We start from the raw sequence: 21,725 nt of genomic DNA, 5'->3' as shown, positions 1-21,725 counted from the left end.
CGCAATGCATTCCTGCTCGCCCAAAAAAAATGCTGCAGCCATGAAATGAGCTGCAGCATTTTTTTTGGGTGATATTTTTATTTTAAGGAACCAGGTTCTGAGGGCCCGGGTTGGTGATAGAAATAATACTATCTACAATAAAGGGGCTGTAGCCTCTCCAGGGAATAGCGCCCAGGTATTCTTTATAGTGCAGCTCTACCACTTTGCCGCTGGCGGTCATTAACTGCTGGGCAATACGTTCGCTGGCCACCGAAAACTGAAATTCATTGGACTGAATAGTTCCTGCTACTTTACCACGATAACCAGACTGGATCAATTTGCCCTCGTAGGTTTTAAAGACATATCCTTTCTGCACAAAATAATTAAGCTCGCCTGCCTTTACTCCCTGTCCGAAAACGAAATAGTATTTATAGAAGAATATGCCTCCCAATACCAGTATAATAATAGAAACAACAATAAAGACAAAACGACCCATAAGTATATTTTAGTAGTGGATAATCAGAAATTCAGATCTACAAGGTAAATTAAAGCAGCCATACCAAAAGCACCTAGCTCCAGTTCCCTTTTATTCACGTTTTCGAATACATCATTAGCTGCATGATGAATATCGAAATAACGCTGCGAATCAGGAGAAAGTTCAGCCATCGGTGTTCCTAATGCTTCGTGCAATTGTCCCACATCTACGCCCCCACCGGGTTCTTCAAAATCGTATATGCCATAGGGTGCAAATAAGGGTTTCCAGCTATCCATCTTTGCTTTTTCGGCAGCATCCATCGTAGTGGTAAAGCCACGTGGCGTAAAGCCGCCTGCATCGCTTTCCAACGCGAAGATATGTTTTTCCTGGCGTGCTTTGGCTACTTCCGCGTACTTACGGCCACCCCGCGTTCCGTTTTCTTCATTGGCAAATAATACTACCCGAAGGGTACGTTCCGGTTTTATTCCTGTTGCTTTGAAAGCACGCAGCACTTCTATAGACTGCACACAGCCGGTGCCATCGTCGTGGGCGCCTTCCGCCACGTCCCAGGAATCAAGATGGCCGCCTACCGTGATGTACTGATCAGGATACTTACTACCCCGTAGTTCCCCGATTACGTTATGGCCAATAGTATCTTTCAGCATCACGCAATTGGTACGCAGGAACACCTTCGCATCAACATCATCTTTCAGCCGCTGACTCAAACGGTCGGCATCTTCCAGTCCGATAGCCACCGCCGGGATCTTAGGGTAGGCACTATCATATGCCATAGCGCCTGTGTGGGGGAAATTATTGGCTGCATGGCTCATAGAACGAACAATGACAGCAACTGCACCGTATTTAGCTGCACGGCTGGCGCCCTGGCCACGATATTGTACGGCGTCCCTATAGGAATGGAACGTTTTGATAAAAGTGGGATTGAAATGATAGTTATAAAAAACAATCTTCCCTTTAACCTGGTCTTTTTTGGCCTCCAGGTCATCGAAAGAAGCTACTTCCAGCACTTCGGCTGTTACACCGGAAGGTCCGCTGCCTACGGAATTTCCCAAAGCCAGTACATTCAGCGGGGGAATGAAATCGCGCCGCTTCGATATAATACGGGCTTCTTCGGCAGCGCCTCTTACCCAATGAGGCACCATGCATTCCTGGAGATATACGGTATCTGCTCCGGCAGCCTTCAAGGCTTTCACGCCCCATTGTTCGGCTTTTACCATCTGGGAGGATCCTGCCAGGCGGCCACCTACCTTCTTGGTTAAGGTGTGCAGGTTGTCGTATGCTGTACTATGCGTGAGTACTTCATCCGCCAGCCTTCTTAATGTGAGGGAGTCCTTTTCCTGGCTCTGGGCAACAACAGGAAGGGAAAAGGCCACTAAAATCGGCATTATAAACTTTTTCATGCAGCAGGTTAATTTATCGTTAAAACTACTAAAAAAGCCGCAGGAGTAAAGCATAAAGCTATCGAGGTGAGGCCGGCAATAGCCGATTGCCTATCCCTGCATCCCGGCTGGCTTTGGCCTATGCTGTATCCTTTCTGCTTTTTAGTACCTTTGCGGAATGCAAAAAAACATCTCATGCGCATAGGAATAGTATGTTACCCTACCTACGGTGGTAGTGGTGTATTGGCAACCGAACTGGGTAAGGCCCTGGCAGATAAGGGCCACATGGTACATTTTATCACCTACCAGCAACCAGTAAGGCTTAACGCGTTTCACGCTAATATATATTATCACGAAGTACAGGTCCCTACATATCCGCTTTTTGATTTTCCTCCCTATGAATCTGCTCTCAGCAGTACTATGGTGGATGTGATTATTAACCAGAAACTGGATCTGTTGCATGTACACTACGCCATCCCACATGCATCTACCGCATATATGGCCAAACAAATCGTGAAAAAACATGGCAGAACAGTGCCTTTTATTACTACGCTTCACGGTACAGACATTACCCTGGTGGGCAAGGACAAAACCTATGAACCGGTAGTTACCTTCTCCATCAATGAATCCGACGCTATTACCGCCGTTTCGGAAAACCTGCGGGATGAAACCTATAAGTCTTTCCCTATTGAAAAGGACATATCGGTGATCTACAACTTTGTGGATACCCAACGTTTCAGCCGCCGGGAACTGCCTCATTTCAGGCAGGCAATTGCCCCTAATGGCGAAAAAATATTACTGCACGTGTCCAACTTCCGTAAAGTGAAGCGGGTACCGGATGTCGTGAAAGTATTTGCCCGGGTGCGCCAGGAAATTCCTGCTAAACTGTTGTTGGTAGGTGATGGCCCTGACAGACCTTCTATAGAATGCCTTTGCCGTGAGTTAGGCATCTGCGAGGATGTAAGGTTTGTCGGAAAACAGGAACAATTAGAAGATGTGATGTCGATCAGCGACCTGTTTTTGCTGCCTTCAGAATATGAAAGCTTCGGGTTGGCCGCATTGGAAGCCATGGCGGCACAAGTACCAGTAATCTCCTCCAACGCAGGCGGGTTGCCTGAAATCAATATCCCCGGACAAACCGGCTATATGAGCAATGTGGGCGATGTAGAAGGCATGGCTGCACACGCTATCCGGTTGCTGAAAGATGAAAACCTCCTGAAGCAGGTAAGGCAGGGGGCATGGGAACAGGCCCAACGTTTTCATATCGACAATATCATACCAAGGTATGAGGCGCTATATGAAGAAGTGCTGCAAAAACAGGTGCAATTACTTTAACGGGAACGTATCCAGCGTTCTGGGTTCTGTTTTATAGTATTCCGGTATATCTGCAATTCTATTTCACCACCGCTGCCGGCGCCACCGGTAGCAGCAACACCCAGGGTTTGACCACGTTTTACAGTAGCGCCCTTGCTGACACGTACATCCAGTAGTCTCACGTAATTGGTAAAATACTTTCCATGGCGCAGGGTAACCATATATCCTGCGCCTGGAATCATAAATACCATAATCACCTCTCCATCAAAAATGGCTTTGACAGCCGCTCCTTTGCTGGTAGCAATGATAACACCGTTGTGGTCCACTTCAATTTTTCCTATTTTGCCTGCCCCAAAGTGGCCCGTGATTCGTCCGGCGTCTACCGGCCAGGGTAAGCGCCCCCGGTTAGATTCAAAATCACGCGACAGGGAGAGTGCTTCAGGCGTGGCCGCCAGTACATCTTCGGCTGATGTTTTTACCGGTGGTAGATCATCGTCAGCTTCTTCTTTCTCTTCTTCCACAGGTTTTACAGGCAGCTTCTTATGCGCCTTTTTCGCGGCAGCTAATGCGGCTTTCCTCCTGGCCTCCCTGGCAGCAGCCAGTTGCCTACGTTTGGCCTCCGCTGCTTTCTTCCTGGCCAATGCCTGGGCAGCTGCTTTTTTCTGCGCGGCGATAATTTCGCGGCGGATCGCTTCCTGGATGGCCCGGTCAACCTGTTTAGCTTCGGCTTTACTTTTATTGATTTGTCGCTGTAAGTCCTGTTCCTGGCCTTTCAGCTGGGCAATTGTTTGATCTGTTTCCTTTTTATCCGCCAGCAGATTAACCCGCTGTTGCTGCTCCTGGTGCAGGCTTCCTGCCTTTTCTGCTCGTTTTTGCTGGAGCACTACTAATTTCTGGCCCAGTAGTTCCCTGGTAGATAAGAGGTTTTCTGCCTGCCGGCGGCGGTTTTCACGATATTGCTGCAGGTACTGGTACCGGCGTATGGCATCGTTGAAACTGGTGGCCGAAAAAAGAAAGCTGAGTACATTGTATGAGTCGCGGGTTTTATACGCATATACCACCAGCTGGGCATAACGTGCCCTTAAAGAGTCTACTTCCTTTTCCAGCGTGTGTACGTTATTGTTAGTATTGCTGATATCGCCTTCTATTAAGCTGATTTCTTTATTAATGCTAACGATCTGCTGATTGCGGCTGGCAATTTTCTGCTCCAGTTCCCGCTGTAGGGAGAGGTTCTGCCGCGTTGACTTCCTGGTTTGCTGCAGGGCTTTATTTGCTGCTTCTATTTCTTTTAGCAGCTCCTGTTTACGGTTTTCCAATACGGTGCGCGACTGTACCTTACTCCGTTGTGCCAACAACGGTGCAGGTAATAGCCACAGCGCCATCAGAAGAGGGATCAACTTTCTCAAAAAAAAAGCATTTGGTTAGTAAGCGAAAAGCTGAAAGCACTCAAAAGTGCTTTCAGCTTCATCGTATAGTTTCAGTTAGTTAAGCTCAAATATCTATCTTCTTCTTATCCACTGCTCAGGATTCTGCTTGTTAATGCCTTTCCATATCTGCAGTTCTACTTCACCGGTGTTTTCAATATCATTGGTACTGGCGGTACCTATTACCTGCCCTGTCTTAACCATATCTCCTTTTTTCACCTTCGTTGTCTGCAAACGCACATACGTGGTGAAGTATTGTCCATGACGAATAATAATTACATAGCCGGATCCTGGCATCACTACTACGGATTTCACTTCTCCATCAAAAATGGATTTAACGGCGCCGCCCTTATTGGTGGCGATCACAATACCATCAGAAGGTACCTGGATATGTTCCATTACCGCATGTTGGTGAATACCAAAGTGCTCGATAATGTTACCTGCATCTACCGGCCATGGGAGCTTTCCGCGGTTAGCTTCAAAACTTTCAGATAAGGCCAACGCTTCTGGTGTGGCCTCCAGTACGTTCTCCGTACGGGCGGCTGGTTTTTCCGGTTCCGGAGTAGGTTCCGGTGGTTTCACTGGCGGAGGTACCGGTTTTTCAGGAACTGGTTTATTGGCGGCGGCGGCATCCGCTTTTGCTTTTTCAGCGGCAGCCAGTGCGGCTTTGCGGACTTCCTCGTCTCTCCGGCGTTTTTCTTCTGCAGCCTTACGACGGGCAGCTTCTTCCTCTATAGCTTTACGGCGCGCCTCTTCTATTTCCCGGCGGATTACTGCCCGGATAGCTGCCTGTACTTTCTGTGCATCTTTGTTACGCTGATTAATATCCGCTACCAACTCTTTCTCACGTCCTTTCAGCTTACTCAACACCTCATCTTTTTCCTTCTTATCTTCTTCCAGCGTAGCTCTTTGATCCTGTTCCGTTTTCAGCACATCCGAACGCTTTACCCGCTGGTTTTCCAGGTTTTGAATTTTATGATTCAGCTGTTCCTGGGTAGTCACAATATTATCGGCCTGCCGGCGACGGTATTCACGATATTGCTTTAAATATTGAAACCGCTTTACGGCGTCATTAAAACTCTGTGCTGAAAACACAAAGTTCATCATATCGTAAGAGGAGCGGTTCTTATAGGCGTAAACAACCAGTTGAGCATATTGGGCTTTCAGGGTATCTAGGTCTTTCTGTAGTGTTTTTACATCCCGCATCGCGGTATTGATATCCCCGTTAATAAAGTTGATTTCTTCATTAATGTTATTGATCAGCCGGGAACGCAGGGTGATTTTATCACGCAGGGCGCGCAATTGCCCGAGGCTTTCCCGGGTAGATTTCTTGGTTTCCTTCAGTTGTTCGTTGGCATCATCTATTTCTTTCTGCAGTTCCCTTTTCCTACGCTCAAGTTCCTCCCGCGATTGTTGCTGCCCATTATTCTGGGCTGCCAACATAGCTGGCACTAACCATAGCATCAATACAAACGGGATAATCTTCTTCAAATACAACATGACTAGTTTTAGTAACTGCAAATTAAATAAATATACAACGTTTATTAGTTTAATAAAGACGACATTTTACGCAATGTTCATTTTACATGCGCTTATAGCTGGAAGGCATGCTAAAAGGAAAGCTCAGCGGCGTATCAAAATCGTACCGCGTAAAGTCAAGCGCTACCTTGGTTACATTTTTTTCTTCCACATAAATACGACGGGTGGTAGGGAATTTACGCCCGGCCACCGTTGTATAGTCGCCATAAGTGAGCTCGCAGGAACGTTTGATAGCACTGATGCTGTCTTTGTCCATGACCTTGCTCTGCTGTAATCCGTAGTCATCCGCAAACACATTAAACAGGCTCACAAACTTCGCATGATCGCAGCTAAAAGAGATGATAGATGGCGTTTTTACCACCTGGTATACGGAGTCGGTGAGATATACCGGGTTACCAATCAGCATATCCTGCAGAGTCGAGAAATCAAATGGTATATTAAGTAACTCCTCTGCATCCGACATCTTTCGGAGGAATAATTGTTTATCCAACCGGTTATACATTTTAAGGCTATCCGGCGTAATTACTGCCCTGATCACTTCGTCTACAATAGGCGCCGAAATAGAAATCCAAATGATACTATCCTTTTTGATACGGAAGGTAGCATTCAGGTTATTGTGGCTTTTTTTATCTGTTTCAAATGCCAGCTTCATCTTACCGGAAAAAGTGGTAAAATCGATATGATTGGCATGTATTCCCTTCAGCATGTCACTGGTAAACCTGGCTAACTCCTCATTAGAAGAGCTATCCCTGGCAACGGTTACCTTAGTAGTATCCGCGGCTGGGAAAGTGTTTCTTGCCAGTTTCTTGGGATGACGGCAGGCCATCATACCCATACCAATGGATGCAATTAAAAGTGTGACGATAATGTTTCTCTTCATTGATCAATACTTGTAGCTAAAAGCCTATTGAATATATCTTTTTTCAGCAATTTTACGGACCAGGTCTACAGAGGATGCTCCTTTGTCTTTAGCCATCTGCCAGTACTCTACTGCCTTTGTAACTTCTTTCAGGTTAAACAGAATGTCTCCATAATGTTCCAGTACATTCGGATTTTTCTGTGCCTCCGGATACTGCAGGGCTTTTTCAATCCATTGCCTGGCCTCTGTAAACTTCTCCTGACGGAAAAGTATCCAGGCGTAGGTATCCATGTAAGTTGGGCTATCGGGTTCTATCTCCAGCGACTGCTTTGACATTTCCGCCGCCCTGTCCAGGTTTTCTCCCCGTAGCGACAGGTAGTAGCTGTAATTATTCATGATCAGCGCATCTTTTGGACGCAACAGCAAAGCGCGTTCATAGCTGCTGTCTGACTGTTTATGCTGTCCTGTTGCATGGTAAGCATCTCCCAGCAGCGAATAAATATCTCCTAAAAATTTCTTTTCCCCATTTCCTATCTCCAATGCAGTATTCAATGAGTTGATTGCATTAGGATATTGTTGTAACAAGAAGCTGGCCACCCCTTTAAAATAATAGCCCATAAATTCCTTAGGGAATTTGGTGGTAACATTATTACTGAGGGTAAGCAATGCCGTTGGATCATCTTTGCGGGAGTAAATCCACATTAGTTGGTACCATACTGAAAAGCGGGTATCGTCGAGGCTGATCGCCTTTTTATAACTCACTTCTGCACTGTCAATCATATCGGCCTGGGAAAACATATCCCCTTGTAATGCGTAGGCTTTGGCATCCTGGGGATGTGCCCGGATAATCAGGGCAGTAAGGCGCAATCCTTCGTCCAGCTTGGCTGTATCGAGGTTCAGCATTTGAAGATATGGATATACGTAGGCAACTTTTTCGTCGATATTATAATTCGGGTTGGCAAAAGCTTTGGTAAGATTAGCCCAATAAGTAGCCATATCATTGTTTTTCCTGGCATATGAAGCCAGGGCAATCAGTGCCCTGGGGTTATCCGGGTCCTTGGTCAGGATGGTATGATATACCGATGCCGCGTCAGGAACGCGGTCATTGGCGTCATAAATTTCTGCCAAAAGGTAATAATAGCGGATTTCCTGAGGATTCTGATCAATCAGTTTCTGTATTTCTGCTGCAGCCTCATCTACCATGCTCATCTTCAGCAGCAATTTTTGTTTTTGGTAGATAAGTTCTTCTACTACGCCTACTTTTTTCTCCAGTTGGTTAAAAGTAGCCAGTGCTGAAGCAGGTTTATTGGCTTTCGCCAGGAGTATGCCTTTATTGTAGAGATAATCTTCATTATCGGGATACCTGTTGGTAAGGCCATCAAACACGTAGGCTGCGCTGTCAAATCTTTGATTAACGGCATACGCATCCGCGAGGGTTACCTGGAACCAATGATTTTGCGGATCGAGGGCTGCGGCCCTGCGAGCAAAAATCAGGGCGTTCTCTGCATGCTGCGTCTCCATGAACAAGCGAGCCAGCTCATAGTTAACTGTTGCATTATTTTTATTCAGCCGTAAATAGTCTATGTACTGGGTAATGGCCGTGCTGTAATCGCCCAGCATTTTGGAACGCTGTGCGGCAAAAAAAAGACTATCAGCCCGTTGTGCAAGCACAACGGCATTTTTGCTGGATGCGTTTTTTCGCGACGCCGTTTGCCTGGCGCCACTACAAGCTCCCATTAACAAAATGCCAGCCAGTCCTATAACGGTGAAGTATATCCGCATTTATCAGGATTTACCGGTATGTCCAAACCCACCTTCTCCCCTAACGGTTTCTGTCAATACGGTTACTGGCTGAACAACCACCTGTACAAAGGGGGTCACTACCATTTGAGCGATACGGTCGCCCGGGTGAATAGTTTGCGGTTCGTTAGACAAATTGATGATGATTATTTTTACTTCTCCGCGATAGTCCGCATCTATCGTGCCGGGTGTATTCAGGACGGTGAGTCCCTGTTTAACAGCCAGTCCACTGCGTGGGCGGATCTGCGCCTCATAACCAGTTGGCAGCTCCATAAATAAACCAGTAGGAATCAGTACTCTTTCCAGCGACTGCAGCGTTACCGCTGTTTCCAGGTGTGCCCGGAGATCCATTCCTGCCGCATCCGCCGTAGCATAGGCCGGTAATTCGTTACCGGACTTATTAATAATTTTTACAATAATATCCGCCATTGAACAAAGATATTTTAAAATACTAAGGAATGGTAATTACTGGGTAATATGCTCCAGTAATACCACTGCATGGGCCGTAACGCCCTCTTCACGGCCTACAAATCCCATTTTTTCTGTGGTAGTTGCCTTTACGGATACATCTTCTGTGCTGATATGTAAGATAGATGCAATAACTGCCTGCATAGCCGGTACATAAGATTTGATTTTGGGCGCCTCCAGGCAAAGGGTACTGTCTACATTCACTACCTGGTAACCTTTTTCTCCAATGAGCTGCGCACAACGGGCTAATAATATCTTACTGTCGATATTCTTATAGGTATTATCTGTATCGGGAAAATGCACGCCGATGTCCCCCAACGAAAGGGCACCGAGCATAGCATCGCAGATGGCATGCAACAACACATCGGCATCGCTGTGTCCCAAGGCACCTTTGTGATGTGGTACCAATACTCCTCCCAACCAGAATTCGCGGCCTTCCACCAATTGGTGAAAGTCTACCCCTAATCCAATACGTATCCTACTCATATTTGTAATTATTTAATCATTATGCCAATCCGCAAGGTAAGGCATTAAATATAAAAATCCCCCCGTCTAGCGGAGGGATTCAACCGTTTAACCAGTTAGTTATTTTACGGGTATATCGTTACCAGCCGGTACGACTCTCTTCATCTCTCGGGCCCAGGTCGAAGGTCAGTGTAAACCTCAGGGTATTCGACAGCGGGTTACGCTGAATACCGGTTCCGGAAGGCACCAGGTAAGAAAAATTCAGTCCGAAAATATCATACTTGACACCGATACCAGCAGTAAAGTATTTACGATTTCCCTTGTATTTGTTTTCGTTGAAATAACCTGCTCTAACGGCAAACTGCTGGTTATACCAATATTCCGCACCTACAGAATACATTAGCTCCTGCATTTCTTCTTTAAATCCTCCCGGCGCATCTGTAAAAGAGCTAAACATGCCCTGCAGGGTGCCTTTCTCTTTATAGGCTCCTGATGAATCCGGCGTAGGCACCATCAGTTTATTAATATCCAGCGCAAAAGTCAGCTGGTTGCTCTCATCCAGGGAAATGGTATAAGCCGTTCCGATACCCAGGTTGGTAGGCAGGAAATCTTTGTTGGCAGCAGAACCCAGGTAGGAAATCTTGGTTCCGATATTGGAAATGGCCATCCCGATATTCAGCCGGTTTACCAGCCCATCAGACTTTTCAAACTCTTTGGTATAAAATCCGGACAGATCTACCGCAAAAGATTTACCTGCCTTGATAATACCATCGTTGGTACTCTGGCCTCCTGCGAGGTTAGAGTAAATATAGTGGCCGGTTAACCCGATAGAGAAGTGGTCAGACAGCTTACGGGCATAACCTGCATCCAACGCAAACTCCCGCGGGTGGAAATCGCCATTGGGATTACCGGTTAAGTCCGTGAAATTGATGGTTCCCAGGGAAAAATAACGCAAAGACCCCGATATGGCTTCTTTATCGTTTAGTTTAGTATACCCGGTAAGACTCGCCAGGAAAACGTCATTCACCAGTTCTTTCAACCAGGGTGTATAGGTAACTGCAAGCCCCGCATTCTTTTCTGCGAATGGCAGTTTGGAAAGGTTATTATAAATAGAATATGCATCCGGTGAGAGTGCTACGCCCACATCGCCCATAGCACCACTTCGTGCATCCGGTGTAATTCTCAGAAAAGGGACGGCGGTATTAACAGCATTAGTACGGCCATCTGTCTGCCCCGGATTGGTGATTTGCGCTGAAACGTTAAAACTTATGAAAGTACCGTAAATGAACACAAGGCCCATTGTTACCTTTCGGATCATGCAGATTTTGTATTTGATAAGGATGTAAAAATAATCTTATTTATTAATATAACATAGAAAGGGGTTTATTTGGGATATTGGTCAAAATACTACGCACTTTACACGGACTACCATAATACCAGTTTACCGCCTTTTGTCTGCGTTCTTTTCGTGGTCTTGATAATTAACCTGTACACGTACAAACCTGGAGATAGTTTTACTCCCGCATCATCACAACCATCCCAGGGTATGCCATCATAACGACCAGTGACAGAAATTATTGTGCTGCGTAATGTTTTCACCAAGCGCCCCCCTACTGTATATACCTGCAAAGTCAGTTGTAATTCTTCTCCCTGCTGGTTATGCAAAAAGGTAAAACGTGTTGCATCATGAAAGGGATTTGGATAATTCCTCACCTCTTCTACTGCCAGTGCTCCTTGTTCTGCTACCTTAAAATAGATCGTAGTAGTGCCAGCGTTGTTATAAGTGTCCCATGCTTTAATAGTAATCCTATGCTCTCCGACGGGCAATCCACCCAAAGGAAATAGTATACTTCCTTTCTTATAACTGTCCAAAGATGCCGCAAAATAATCATTTAACACAAAATATTCTGAACTATCCAGAACGGCCACAAGGCGATAGCTGTCATTGTTCCCGGAAATATCGATTCCACTGCTGTCAGCCAGGTCTATCAGCAATACCGGCGATGGCCCGGTAATATCGCCATTTTTGAAGCGCCGGTTATCCAACCAGGCCGTTATTGCCGGTCCGGATACATCCCGGGCAGGATTGGCTGCAAGGCCGTTGGTAATGAAATGATCGAAGTAGCCATTACCATCCTGCCGGTCGTTACTCACATAATAACTCATCTTTCCCTTACCTGTACCATCCCGGATGTCCCGGGGCGCTACAAATGTAAATGAAAACTTCCCCTGTGTCACCGTTTGCGTTCCCTGGAAGAGTACATTTTGCTGTAGGGCAAAAGCTGCCGGCTGGCTGCCGGGATCATTTCCCCGCGTTTTTAGTTGGGCTGGCTGATCGTATACAGTAGTGTTCAGCGTACCACTGTAAGCATCCAGGGACTTTCCTTGCGCATCGGTAATATGTCCTTTGATGGTGTAAGTACCCAGCCCTTTTATCGTATCCACCGTACCATTCACTGCTTTCCCGTTAATGGAATCGGTTACCACCCGGCAGGCAGGAAAAGCCAGCGTGAGGGCAGGATCGCCAAGTAATTGGAACTTGCGGTTATTAATTACATCACTGGAGCTGCTGTTAGTCTGCTTTTTAGCCAGCATAGCTGCCATGCCCAGGGTAGGCATAGCACCATCGGCCAATGGCGTAAAGGCAACCTCCAGGTAATTTGCATTCATTAATCGGTTAGAGGCGGCAAAAACGGCCCTGGTAGTAGTCATTAAGGCAATAGCCCCTCCGGAATGCTGTAACAGCACACGATGCCCGAGGGAGGTAATCCCTGGGTCGTCGTATGGAGCAAAGTCGCAGGTAGCCGTGATAAATAAGGGAAGCTGCTGATCATTGTGCCAGTCATTAATGCTGGTAGCGTCCATGATATTTTCTGCAGCCAGCCGGGAATTGCTGCCATGCCCCGAATAGTTGAATACCAGGGTACCTTTGTTGATACGCCTGGCAATAGCAGCATTAACCGCCGGAATAACAGGACCGGCACTACTGGATTCCTGGGGCCAAGCATCCAGGTATATTTTATCTATATCGAGCTGTTGCGCGCTACCTGCTATGACGGTTCCCATTTTCTCGGCATCTTCAAAATGCAGGTTATCATCTTCGTCATCTGCTACCAGGGTTACCTGGTTACGCCAAGGGCCAAAAGCTGCCGGTTGCCGATAGCGGATAATTTTATCCACTGCCAGGGAAGCTTCCCCTATCGTGCGGGCTGGGATACGCCCGATACCCATTTCCGGCAAATCTGGTATATCCATGCGGTTAATATCTGCCCCATCTTTTAAAATCCCAAAATAATCATCAGTTACGTAAGACCGGATAGCATCCAGGGACGCCATACTTTCCCAGGAGGGAACGTCATTCGTATTATTCTTTACCCGCCAGCGGTAGTCGTAGGAGGCCGCACCGAACAATAACAGGTAGCGGGGCGCGGGCCCTCGGTCATAAAACATCTTTATGTAATCGCGCAACGCGGTAGGGTCGGGAGTACCCGCTCCAAACTCGTTGTACACCTGGTCAATGGTAGTTACCTGCACTTTCAGCTGATCCATATCCTGGTGCAGCGCTGCCAGTCTTTCAGCAGCCCCTTTCAATGGCGCGGTGGTAATAACAATCATATCGGCAGCCTCATTTCCATGAAGGTCCTGGTTGGGAACGGTCCCCACCAGCATGGGAGTCATGGCAGCTGTTTCGTTAAAAGCGATGTATTCACGGAGACGATCATTTTTCCGGTTAAACAGCAGGGAATCGCCCTGCAGTAGAGCGTTTACAGCCACGGGATGTATGGGATCGGTAACATCCCATATTTTCGTTTGATCACCAGCATTGTGGAGGACAAGGGGGGTATAGGGAAAAGCCCCCGCCGTAGTGTTGCGAAAATCCAGCATACCATTGGACGGCAGTACTAGCGGGCAACGGGCCTGCACCTCCAGGTAATCCAGCCATCCCCGGTCGTTGAGATTGCCCGGTACAAAGGTCACTCCTATTTCCACCTCGGACTGGGCCGCCGGAGCAGTGCCCGAGCCCGTGGCCACGGTAGCCACCCCATCAAATATATTGTCCGTTACCGGCAACAGGTATAGGCTATTAATGGCGCTTGCCTGGTTAACCGTGGCATTAAAGGTACTTCCGCTCCCCCCACTGCGGGCGGCCGCCCGCATGGTCAGCGTTACCGGCCCGGTAGGCGCCGCAGGCAGTATGAAACGGTAGTTTCGCGACAGCCCTACTACTTTACTGAACTCCTGTCCCCACCATTGCTTCCCGCTGTTCAGGAAGTTAATGCTGTCCCGTTCGTAAAAGGCATGGTAATCGAAGGTATTTTCCGGAATGCCGGGTTGTAAAGGTGTGTTATCGGATGTTATACGGAGGCCATTGTCCATGGCTGTAATAAAATACCAGGCAGTGTCGGCATACAGGTTATGCTGATGGCTGAAGATACCGGACCCAGGGTTGAACTTCCAGCTATGTGGACCGGGAGCATAAAAAAGCAGGTAGTCATCGTCATCCAGGTAGCCATCTCCGCTATCCTGCGCATAAAGCGCTACCTCGGGCAAATCGTCATAACGGGGAGAGCTGGTGGCTTCGTCCAGCATCTGCCCACCGGTGCCAAACAAGCGGATAGTCCCTGTGGGCAGACGGGCGGTCATGCCCATACTTTTTAGCAGGGAGCCGCTAATTTTATAGACGCCAGGTTCGCTGACCGCCAGTTTATACCAGCTGCCGCCGGCCAGCACGGAATTTTTTTTATACTGCCTTGGGCTTTGCTGGGCAGATGTTCTTGTTTCTCCCAGCAAAAAAATCAGGAACATCCCTATAAAAATATAATTGAGTTTCATTATCTTAATCGCCGTTTTTCGGCCTTCTGGTTTAGCAGACCCTTTATCAGCGGGGACGATTGGCAGCAAATTACAAATTAATTTTTTTCGCCATAAAATAAAAAAGAGTACATTTGCGTTTACTGTAAATATACTAGACAAAAGCTGTATCGCATGCGTAGATTAACCTCTTTATCATTGCTCGTAGGTACCAGCGTAATGCTATCCATGAGTGCCTGTCACAAAGACGGCGGGGGACTTTTCGGTAAGAAGAAGTCGGCTTCTTCTGCTACCGGCTGGAACTATAACGACCAGAAAATGGGCGGTTTCAGCGTAGCAAAAAATGTAAACCAGCAAACAGGTCCTGGTCTTGTTTTCGTACAGGGCGGTACCTTTGCCATGGGAGCAACGGAACAGGATGTAATGGGCGACTGGAACAATATTCCACGTCGTATTACTGTTTCCTCCTTTTACATCGACGAATCGGAAGTAGCCAACATACACTACCGCGAATATCTCTACTGGTTGAACCGCGTTTACGGCGAGTCATTCCCGGATGTATACCGCAACGCGTTGCCAGATACCCTGGTATGGCGTAGTGAACTGGCCTACAACGAGCCACTGGTAGAATATTATTTCCGACACCCGGCATATAATGACTATCCGGTAGTAGGCGTTACCTGGAAACAGGCAACCGACTATTGTAAATGGCGTTCCAACCGCGTAAACGAAAAATTGCTGATGGACAAAGGCCTGCTCTCCAAAGCAGACGTAAATAACCAGTCAGACGATAATACGTTCGACACCAAGTCATATACTGCCGGTTTATACGAAGGTACTCCCGGTAAAATGTCTAAAGGAACCAAGGGCCAGTTCAAAAATGCGGACGGAACTCCCCGTAACGCTGCCTTTGAAGATGGTATCATGTTGCCTAATTACCGTCTCCCGACGGAAGCTGAGTGGGAATACGCAGCACTGGGTTACATTGGTCAAAACCCCGGTCCTTCCAAAAAAGAAGGTAAACACGGGGAAGAGCTGATCATGAACAAACAGGTATATTCCTGGGGAACCAATACCAGCGGTTTACGTGATATCCGCCGCGGTACCATGCAAGGACAGTTCCTGGCCAACTTCAAGCGTGGTTCCGGTGATAACATGGGTGTGGCTGGTGGTTTGAACGACCGGGCTTCTATCCCTGGTCCCATCCGCTCTTTCTATCCAAACACTTTCGGTATCTACAATATGTCGGGTAACGTAGCAGAGTGGGTACTCGACGTATACAGACCACTGAACCCGATCGATGGAGAAGACTTCAACTACTATCGTGGTAATAAGTTCCAGACTGTTTACCAGAACGAAAATAAAGAGTTCGAAAAGGACAGCTTAGGGCACCTGAAAATGCGTGATGTAACAGACGAAGAAAGTGCTAACCGTCTTAACTATCAAAAAGGTGATGTAATCAACTATCTTGATGGTGACTCGCTCTCTCAGGTAGAATATGGTTACGGTATCACTTCCCTCATCAACGATAAATCACACGTGGTGAAAGGTGGTAGCTGGAATGACCGTGCTTACTGGCTTTCGCCGGGTACACGCCGCTACATGCAGGAAGATATGGCCACAAATACGGTTGGTTTCCGTTGCGCCATGGACCGTGTAGGTAGTCCGGAAGGTAACAAGTTTAAAACAGGTAACCTGTTTAAGAAACAACGCCAGAAAAGATAATACTTAATATAAGCGATAAAAAAAGAGCGAAGATGAAATCATCTTCGCTCTTTTTTTATCGCTTATATCAACGGGTTATTTCCACAGTTCCAGGATTTCTTCCGTATGATTTTTAGTGTCCGGCTTTTTGATAATATGTGCAATCTCGCCTTTTTCATCAATAAGGAAAGTGGTGCGATGAGTCCCATCGTACACTTTTCCCATCATTTGTTTTTCGCCCCACACGCCGTACTGGTTAACAATCTTCCTATCTTCATCGGCCAGTAAGGTAAATGGCAGCTCATATTTTTCAATGAACTTCTGGTGACTTTGTTCGCTGTCGGTGCTCACACCCACTACTACATATCCTTTTTTCAACAATAATGTATAGTTGTCGCGCAGATTGCATGCCTGGGTAGTACATCCCGGTGTCATGTCTTTCGGATAAAAATATAACACCACCCGTTTTCCTTTAAAATCCGTTAGTGAAATGGTTTTGCCATGTTGATCTTTTCCTTTAAAAACGGGGGCTTTATCGCCTTCTTTTAAGTTTCCCACCATATATAAGAGTTTAGGTTTCCAGTGTTCAATTATCTTTTAAAAGACAACCGGTAAGTGCCTTCATTTCCGGCCACGTCGGTCACTTTCATCACCAGTACGTGTGTTCCTGGCTGGCAATGCTCGTCAAACGTATAAGTAAGCACGTTACCTCTGCGTGAAAACAGCAACCATTTGCCATCCAGCTCTGCGCGATAGCTTTGAATACCACTGGCGTCGTTCATAGCGAAGGCTATCTTCGTTGCTTTGGCGAGGTTAGCGCCAGGCTTTATGCCCAGTGGCGTTACCTTGGGTGCAATAGTATCCACTTCCAGGTGGAAATTGCCAAAATCGCGGAAAGTGCCTTTATACCAGCCATTTTCCAGTGTGGTACCGGAAGTGCTGCTTCCCATACCTTCCCGCACCATTACTACCTTTGACTGCAGGTGTTCAGGCACTATTTTCGATGGGCGCATACGTACGCCAAAGAAATCGTGTATGGGCACCAGTGGCGTATGCAGGTGAAAAATATTGGAATAAGCCTTGGGGTTTGTTGCCGGTGTTTCCTGGTAGTTGAAACAAATTTTATCGTACAATGCGTCTTCATCCAGGTAAAACTCCACCTGGTTGTTTTCAAATATGTTCCGGGAATCGGGGTACATCGTATTGGCGCAAGGTTTGTCTGCCGGCTCCGGGCCACCCTGCTGCAAGGCCAGTTTCACGGTGGAGGTATTGCCATAGGCATCTTTCACCAGCAATTTCACATCATGTACAGCGCCATCTTCCAATGAAATGGTACCATCTCCCTTTACATCGTGATAGATATCCAGTTTGTTGCCCGGCAAAGAAAAGAGCAGCTGGTAGTATGGACCTCCGCCTTTCTTTATTTTATAATCGATATGTGCATTCAGGTAACGGGTTTCATCATATCCGATATTATCCAGCTGGAAGTCGATATCCGGCTCATTGCGCTGGTAAAGGGTTACCTCATAAATACCGTAAATATTGCCGGTATTCATGCGGTCTACCGCGCTAATGCCCAATGCTGCTTTGCTGGCGTTCAGCTTAATGACAGGTTGTGTCGTAACATACTCGCCTCCGACTTTCTTTACTGCCAGCGTAATAGGTTGTTGTTCGTAGATACTTTTCTCCCGGTCGTACACAGCAATGCGGTATACGTCAGGGGCTTTCGTATCTGCAATATCAAAACCGAACAGCAGCGGGTTTAGCGGTTTTTCGGTTTGGGTATTTCTGATTTCAAAATGAAGATGCGGACCGGCCGAACCTCCGGTGTTGCCGCTCCACGCCACGAAGTCGCCTTTCTTTACGGGAAACATGCCGGGCGGGATAACAAGGTCACTGGCCCAGCTTTCGGCCTGGTACTGCTGCTTTTTCACGTATTGCTGCAGGGCCGGAAAAAAGGCGTTCAGGTGAGCATACACTGTCGTATATCCATTAGGGTGAGTAATGTATAATACATTACCAAACCCGGTATGTGAAACACCGATGCGGCTTACGTATCCATCTGCTGCCGCATGAACCGGCAGGTTTTCCCTTTGTTGGGTTTTGATATCCATTCCCGAATGGAAGTGATTAGGTCGCAGTTCTCCAAAGTTACCAGCCAGTTCAATGGGAATATTCAAAGGATTTCTGAAATAACCCTGCGGGTAGTCTTTTACCGGAATAGATTGCGCCTGTAACAGTTGCGGTAGCAAACAAAATAGGCCGATGACTCTCTTCATAATATGCAAATGTAGGAAAAAGGGAAAAGGTTATGTGTCCTTCACAGTTACCAATTACTGCCGGCGGGTGAAGCAGCTTGCTGCTGCTGCATATGCGGGGGCTTTATACTTTATCCTCTTTTTATAGTACATTAGTTGCCGCAAAACGTGCAAGCATACATGTCTATCCAGGTATCAGAACTCAGTAAAGTATACGGCGAACAACGGGCGGTAGATGCCATTTCCTTTACGCTTAAAAAAGGGGAAATTACCGGCTTCCTGGGACCAAATGGCGCGGGGAAATCTACTACCATGAAAATGATTACCGGCTTTTTGCCGCCTACCAGCGGGAAAGCCAGTGTATGTGGATTTGATATCGTTACCGAATCGCTGGAAGTACGTAAAAGAGTAGGTTACCTGCCAGAGTCTAATCCCCTGTATTATGATATGTATATCAGGGAATTCCTGGAATTCGTGGCCGGCATCCATCAGCTGGGCAAGGCAGGTGCGCAGCGGATAATGGAGGTAATCCGGTTAACGGGCCTCCAGCCGGAACAACACAAGAAAATCGGCGCTTTATCCAATGGATATAAACAACGGGTTGGGCTTGCACAGGCGCTCTTACATGATCCGGAGGTGCTGATACTGGATGAACCCACTACAGGACTGGATCCTAACCAGCTGGCAGATATCCGCCGGTTGATCAGGGAATTGGGCGCCAACAAGACGGTCATCCTCTCTACCCACATTATGCAAGAGGTAGAAGCGCTCTGTGACCGGGTTATCATCATCAACAAAGGGAAAATTATTGCCGATGACAAGTTATCCCTCTTACAGCAGCAAAATGGCTCCCAGGGTTATTTAATGGTTACATTTGGCGAATCCGTTACGGAAGCCGAACTGATGACGATAGGCGGCATTAGCCGCGTGGTGGCCAGGGAAGACCAAAGCTGGCAGTTATTTACCGGGGAAGTGGATGAGGTGAGAAAAAACCTCTTACAATTTGCTTTGATTAATAACCGGAACATACTTTCTTTGCAGAGCAATTCACAAAGCCTGGAAACCATATTCCGGGAACTAACGAAAAGTGCTTAGCCCTTGGTCGCTTTTAGCCCTGGTCTTACTCGCCCGCTAAAGCGCTAAGCGCTGAGAACCAAATAAATAGCTAACAATAACAACTTTCGAATTATGAGTACTATTTCAGAAATCCATGCCAGGCAGATCCTCGACAGCCGCGGTAATCCTACAATTGAGGTTGATGTAACCACCGAAGACGGACATTTTGGCCGTGCAGCAGTACCATCCGGTGCTTCTACAGGTAAGCACGAAGCGGTAGAGCTGCGCGACAACGATAAGGCTGTTTACATGGGCAAAGGCGTATTACAGGCTGTAAGCAACGTAAATGATATTATTGCGGAAGAACTGATTGGCTGGGAAGTAACAGATCAGGCTGGTATCGATAAAATGCTGATCCAGCTCGATGGTACTCCTAATAAAGCTAAACTGGGCGCTAACGCTACCCTGGCGGTGAGCATGGCGGTAGCTAAAGCTGCTGCTGAAGAAAGCAATCAGCCACTTTACCGTTACCTCGGTGGTGTGAACGCTTTGACCCTGCCTATTCCTTTAATGAACATCATCAACGGTGGTGCTCACGCAGATAATAAAATCGACTTCCAGGAATTCATGATCGTACCGGTGGGCGCTCCTTCTTTTTCTGAAGGTTTACGCTGGGGCGTGGAAATTTTCCATCACCTGAAATCTGTACTGAAAAAGAAAGGATACAGCACCAACGTAGGTGATGAAGGTGGTTTTGCTCCTGAAATCCAAAGCAACGAAGAAGCTATTGAAACTGTACTGGAAGCTATCAAAGCCGCTGGTTACGAACCAGGTACCCAGGTTGCTATCGCCCTGGATGCTGCCAGCAGCGAAATGTACGACGAAGCTACCAAGAGCTACAAATTCTACAAGAGCTCCCAAAAAGTAATCAGCAGCGATGAAATGGTGGCTTACTGGACAGAATGGGTAAACAAATATCCTATCGTTTCTATCGAAGACGGTATGGCAGAAGATGATTGGGATGGTTGGAAAAAACTGACAGATGCCGTAGGCAAACGTGTACAGCTGGTAGGCGACGATCTGTTCGTTACCAACGTACTGCGCCTGAAAGAAGGTATCGATAAAGGTATTGCCAACAGTATCCTGATTAAAGTAAACCAGATCGGTACCGTTACTGAAACCATCGATGCAGTTAACATGGCACATAAAGCCGGTTATACTTCTATCATGAGCCACCGTTCCGGCGAAACCGAAGATACCACTATTGCTGACCTCGCTGTTGCATTGAACTGCGGTCAGATCAAAACCGGTTCTGCTTCCCGTACTGACCGTATGGCGAAATACAACCAGTTACTGCGTATCGAAGAAGCACTGGGCGAAGTAGCGATCTATCCTACTAACGCTATCGGTGTTAAAAAATAATCCTCCGGGAGCAATCATATTACGAATTACAAAGGGCGTATTACTGTAAATACGTCATTTGTAATTCGTAATTCTTTAGTAAATTGCCTTATGTCCAGGTTTAAATCCATAAAAGTGCCGGCTTTTCTGAAGAACAAGTTCTTCATAGCATTCGCGGCATTTGTTATCTGGATATCCTTCCTGGACAAAACCAACCTCATGTCGCAGTACCAGTTTCAGTCTGAGGTAAATAAACTGGAAGAACAGAAAGCCTTTTTTATCCAGGAAATCAAACAAACCCGGGAAGAACAACAGGAACTCCTTTCCAGCCCCGAAAAACTGGAGAAATTTGCCCGCGAAAAATATTATATGAAAAAAGATAATGAAGACCTTTTCATTATCACCCCCGCCCCACAACAATAGCCCTGGCGCCCTCTTGCATTTCTTAAAAATTTATCTTAAATTAACAATAGATTCCACTTTATCTCCGTTATAAAATAGAACCTATTCTTTTTACTAAAACAATAATGCATGAGTAATTTTACACTTTCTGTACTGTCTACCCTGTGTCTGGTTACAAAAAGCGACCTAAAACATCACCAGGAGGAACTTTCCTTAACCCAGGAAGAACAAGCCCGCTTTAAAGACACCGCAGCAGCACTGAATACAGTATGCTATACTCCCCGGCCATCTACCCTCCAGCTGATCTTTGATTATGCCAGCAACAAGCAAACTGAAAAAAAGTAGCCCGCTGCTTACTTTTTTCATTTTTCC

At 46.8% G+C, this 21,725-nt stretch carries 18 protein-coding genes; 6 read left to right on the top strand and 12 right to left on the bottom strand.

All coding sequences use genetic code 11. The features are described 5' to 3' along the window. Window positions 1-82: 82 nt before the first annotated feature. Both HGH90_RS21350 and HGH90_RS21345 read right to left on the bottom strand, forming a co-directional pair. Window positions 83-475 (bottom strand): hypothetical protein, encoded by a 393-nt coding sequence (locus HGH90_RS21350; protein ID WP_168766987.1) that lies wholly within the window; start codon window positions 473-475, stop codon window positions 83-85. Between the two features lie 23 nt (window positions 476-498). Beyond that, window positions 499-1,872 (bottom strand): M20/M25/M40 family metallo-hydrolase, encoded by a 1,374-nt coding sequence (locus tag HGH90_RS21345; protein ID WP_169191860.1) that lies wholly within the window; start codon window positions 1,870-1,872, stop codon window positions 499-501. A 174-nt stretch (window positions 1,873-2,046) separates the two neighbouring features. Here HGH90_RS21345 and bshA point away from each other — a divergent pair, with 174 nt between their 5' ends. Next, window positions 2,047-3,186, top strand: coding sequence for an N-acetyl-alpha-D-glucosaminyl L-malate synthase BshA (gene bshA, locus HGH90_RS21340; protein WP_168766985.1), 1,140 nt, complete (start codon window positions 2,047-2,049; stop codon window positions 3,184-3,186). On the opposite strand, the gene HGH90_RS21335 is transcribed toward bshA, so the two are convergent. The 8 genes from HGH90_RS21335 to porU all read right to left on the bottom strand — a co-directional run bounded on the left by HGH90_RS21335 (window position 3,183) and on the right by porU (window position 14,553). Continuing rightward, the gene (locus HGH90_RS21335; protein ID WP_168766984.1) at window positions 3,183-4,571 is read right to left on the bottom strand and encodes a murein hydrolase activator EnvC family protein; all 1,389 of its coding nucleotides are present in this window, start codon (window positions 4,569-4,571) and stop codon (window positions 3,183-3,185) included. The two genes, bshA and HGH90_RS21335, sit on opposite strands and share 4 nt — an antisense overlap. Before the next feature lie 93 nt (window positions 4,572-4,664). Then, a complete protein-coding gene (locus tag HGH90_RS21330; RefSeq protein ID WP_169191859.1) occupies window positions 4,665-6,080 on the bottom strand; it encodes a murein hydrolase activator EnvC family protein in 1,416 nt (471 codons plus the stop codon). Window positions 6,081-6,171: 91 nt separating this feature from the next. Further along, the gene (locus HGH90_RS21325) at window positions 6,172-7,008 is read right to left on the bottom strand and encodes a DUF4292 domain-containing protein (RefSeq protein ID WP_168766982.1); all 837 of its coding nucleotides are present in this window, start codon (window positions 7,006-7,008) and stop codon (window positions 6,172-6,174) included. 24 nt (window positions 7,009-7,032) lie between these two features. Further along, complete coding sequence (locus HGH90_RS21320) at window positions 7,033-8,769, bottom strand: tetratricopeptide repeat protein (RefSeq protein WP_168766981.1); 1,737 nt, start codon at window positions 8,767-8,769, stop codon at window positions 7,033-7,035. Between the two features lie 3 nt (window positions 8,770-8,772). Continuing rightward, window positions 8,773-9,216: a dUTP diphosphatase gene (dut, locus tag HGH90_RS21315; RefSeq protein ID WP_168766980.1), complete on the bottom strand. Its 444-nt coding sequence runs from the start codon at window positions 9,214-9,216 to the stop codon at window positions 8,773-8,775. A 36-nt stretch (window positions 9,217-9,252) separates the two neighbouring features. Beyond that, window positions 9,253-9,741 carry a 2-C-methyl-D-erythritol 2,4-cyclodiphosphate synthase gene (gene ispF / locus HGH90_RS21310; protein ID WP_168766979.1) on the bottom strand — a complete coding sequence of 163 codons (489 nt, stop codon included), beginning with the start codon at window positions 9,739-9,741 and terminating at the stop codon, window positions 9,253-9,255. A 118-nt stretch (window positions 9,742-9,859) separates the two neighbouring features. Beyond that, the gene (gene porV / locus HGH90_RS21305; RefSeq protein WP_168766978.1) at window positions 9,860-11,038 is read right to left on the bottom strand and encodes a type IX secretion system outer membrane channel protein PorV; all 1,179 of its coding nucleotides are present in this window, start codon (window positions 11,036-11,038) and stop codon (window positions 9,860-9,862) included. Between the two features lie 107 nt (window positions 11,039-11,145). Further along, a complete protein-coding gene (gene porU / locus HGH90_RS21300; RefSeq protein ID WP_169191858.1) occupies window positions 11,146-14,553 on the bottom strand; it encodes a type IX secretion system sortase PorU in 3,408 nt (1,135 codons plus the stop codon). A gap of 153 nt (window positions 14,554-14,706) precedes the next feature. On the opposite strand from porU, the gene HGH90_RS21295 reads away from it, so the two are divergent. After that, window positions 14,707-16,257, top strand: a complete 1,551-nt coding sequence (locus HGH90_RS21295) for an SUMF1/EgtB/PvdO family nonheme iron enzyme (RefSeq protein ID WP_145660786.1) — start codon at window positions 14,707-14,709, stop codon at window positions 16,255-16,257. Window positions 16,258-16,332: 75 nt separating this feature from the next. Here HGH90_RS21295 and bcp read toward each other — a convergent pair whose 3' ends face one another. Beyond that, window positions 16,333-16,797: a thioredoxin-dependent thiol peroxidase gene (gene bcp, locus HGH90_RS21290; protein WP_168766976.1), complete on the bottom strand. Its 465-nt coding sequence runs from the start codon at window positions 16,795-16,797 to the stop codon at window positions 16,333-16,335. A gap of 29 nt (window positions 16,798-16,826) precedes the next feature. Further along, window positions 16,827-18,515 (bottom strand): M23 family metallopeptidase, encoded by a 1,689-nt coding sequence (locus HGH90_RS21285; RefSeq protein ID WP_169191857.1) that lies wholly within the window; start codon window positions 18,513-18,515, stop codon window positions 16,827-16,829. Between the two features lie 159 nt (window positions 18,516-18,674). Here HGH90_RS21285 and gldA point away from each other — a divergent pair, with 159 nt between their 5' ends. From gldA to HGH90_RS21265, 4 genes are all read left to right on the top strand, one after another. Further along, window positions 18,675-19,589, top strand: coding sequence for a gliding motility-associated ABC transporter ATP-binding subunit GldA (gene gldA, locus HGH90_RS21280; RefSeq protein ID WP_169191856.1), 915 nt, complete (start codon window positions 18,675-18,677; stop codon window positions 19,587-19,589). Window positions 19,590-19,682: 93 nt separating this feature from the next. Beyond that, entirely contained in the window at window positions 19,683-20,972 is a 1,290-nt protein-coding gene (gene eno / locus HGH90_RS21275) for a phosphopyruvate hydratase (RefSeq protein WP_168766973.1), read from the top strand. 90 nt (window positions 20,973-21,062) lie between these two features. Beyond that, entirely contained in the window at window positions 21,063-21,374 is a 312-nt protein-coding gene (locus HGH90_RS21270) for an FtsB family cell division protein (RefSeq protein WP_168766972.1), read from the top strand. 108 nt (window positions 21,375-21,482) lie between these two features. Then, complete coding sequence (locus tag HGH90_RS21265) at window positions 21,483-21,698, top strand: hypothetical protein (RefSeq protein ID WP_168766971.1); 216 nt, start codon at window positions 21,483-21,485, stop codon at window positions 21,696-21,698. Window positions 21,699-21,725 lie beyond the last annotated feature (27 nt).

Origin of the sequence: Chitinophaga sp. Ak27, from assembly GCF_012726295.1 — a bacterium.
Taxonomy (GTDB): domain Bacteria; phylum Bacteroidota; class Bacteroidia; order Chitinophagales; family Chitinophagaceae; genus Chitinophaga.
This window is presented reverse-complemented; position numbering and strand designations above follow the sequence as displayed.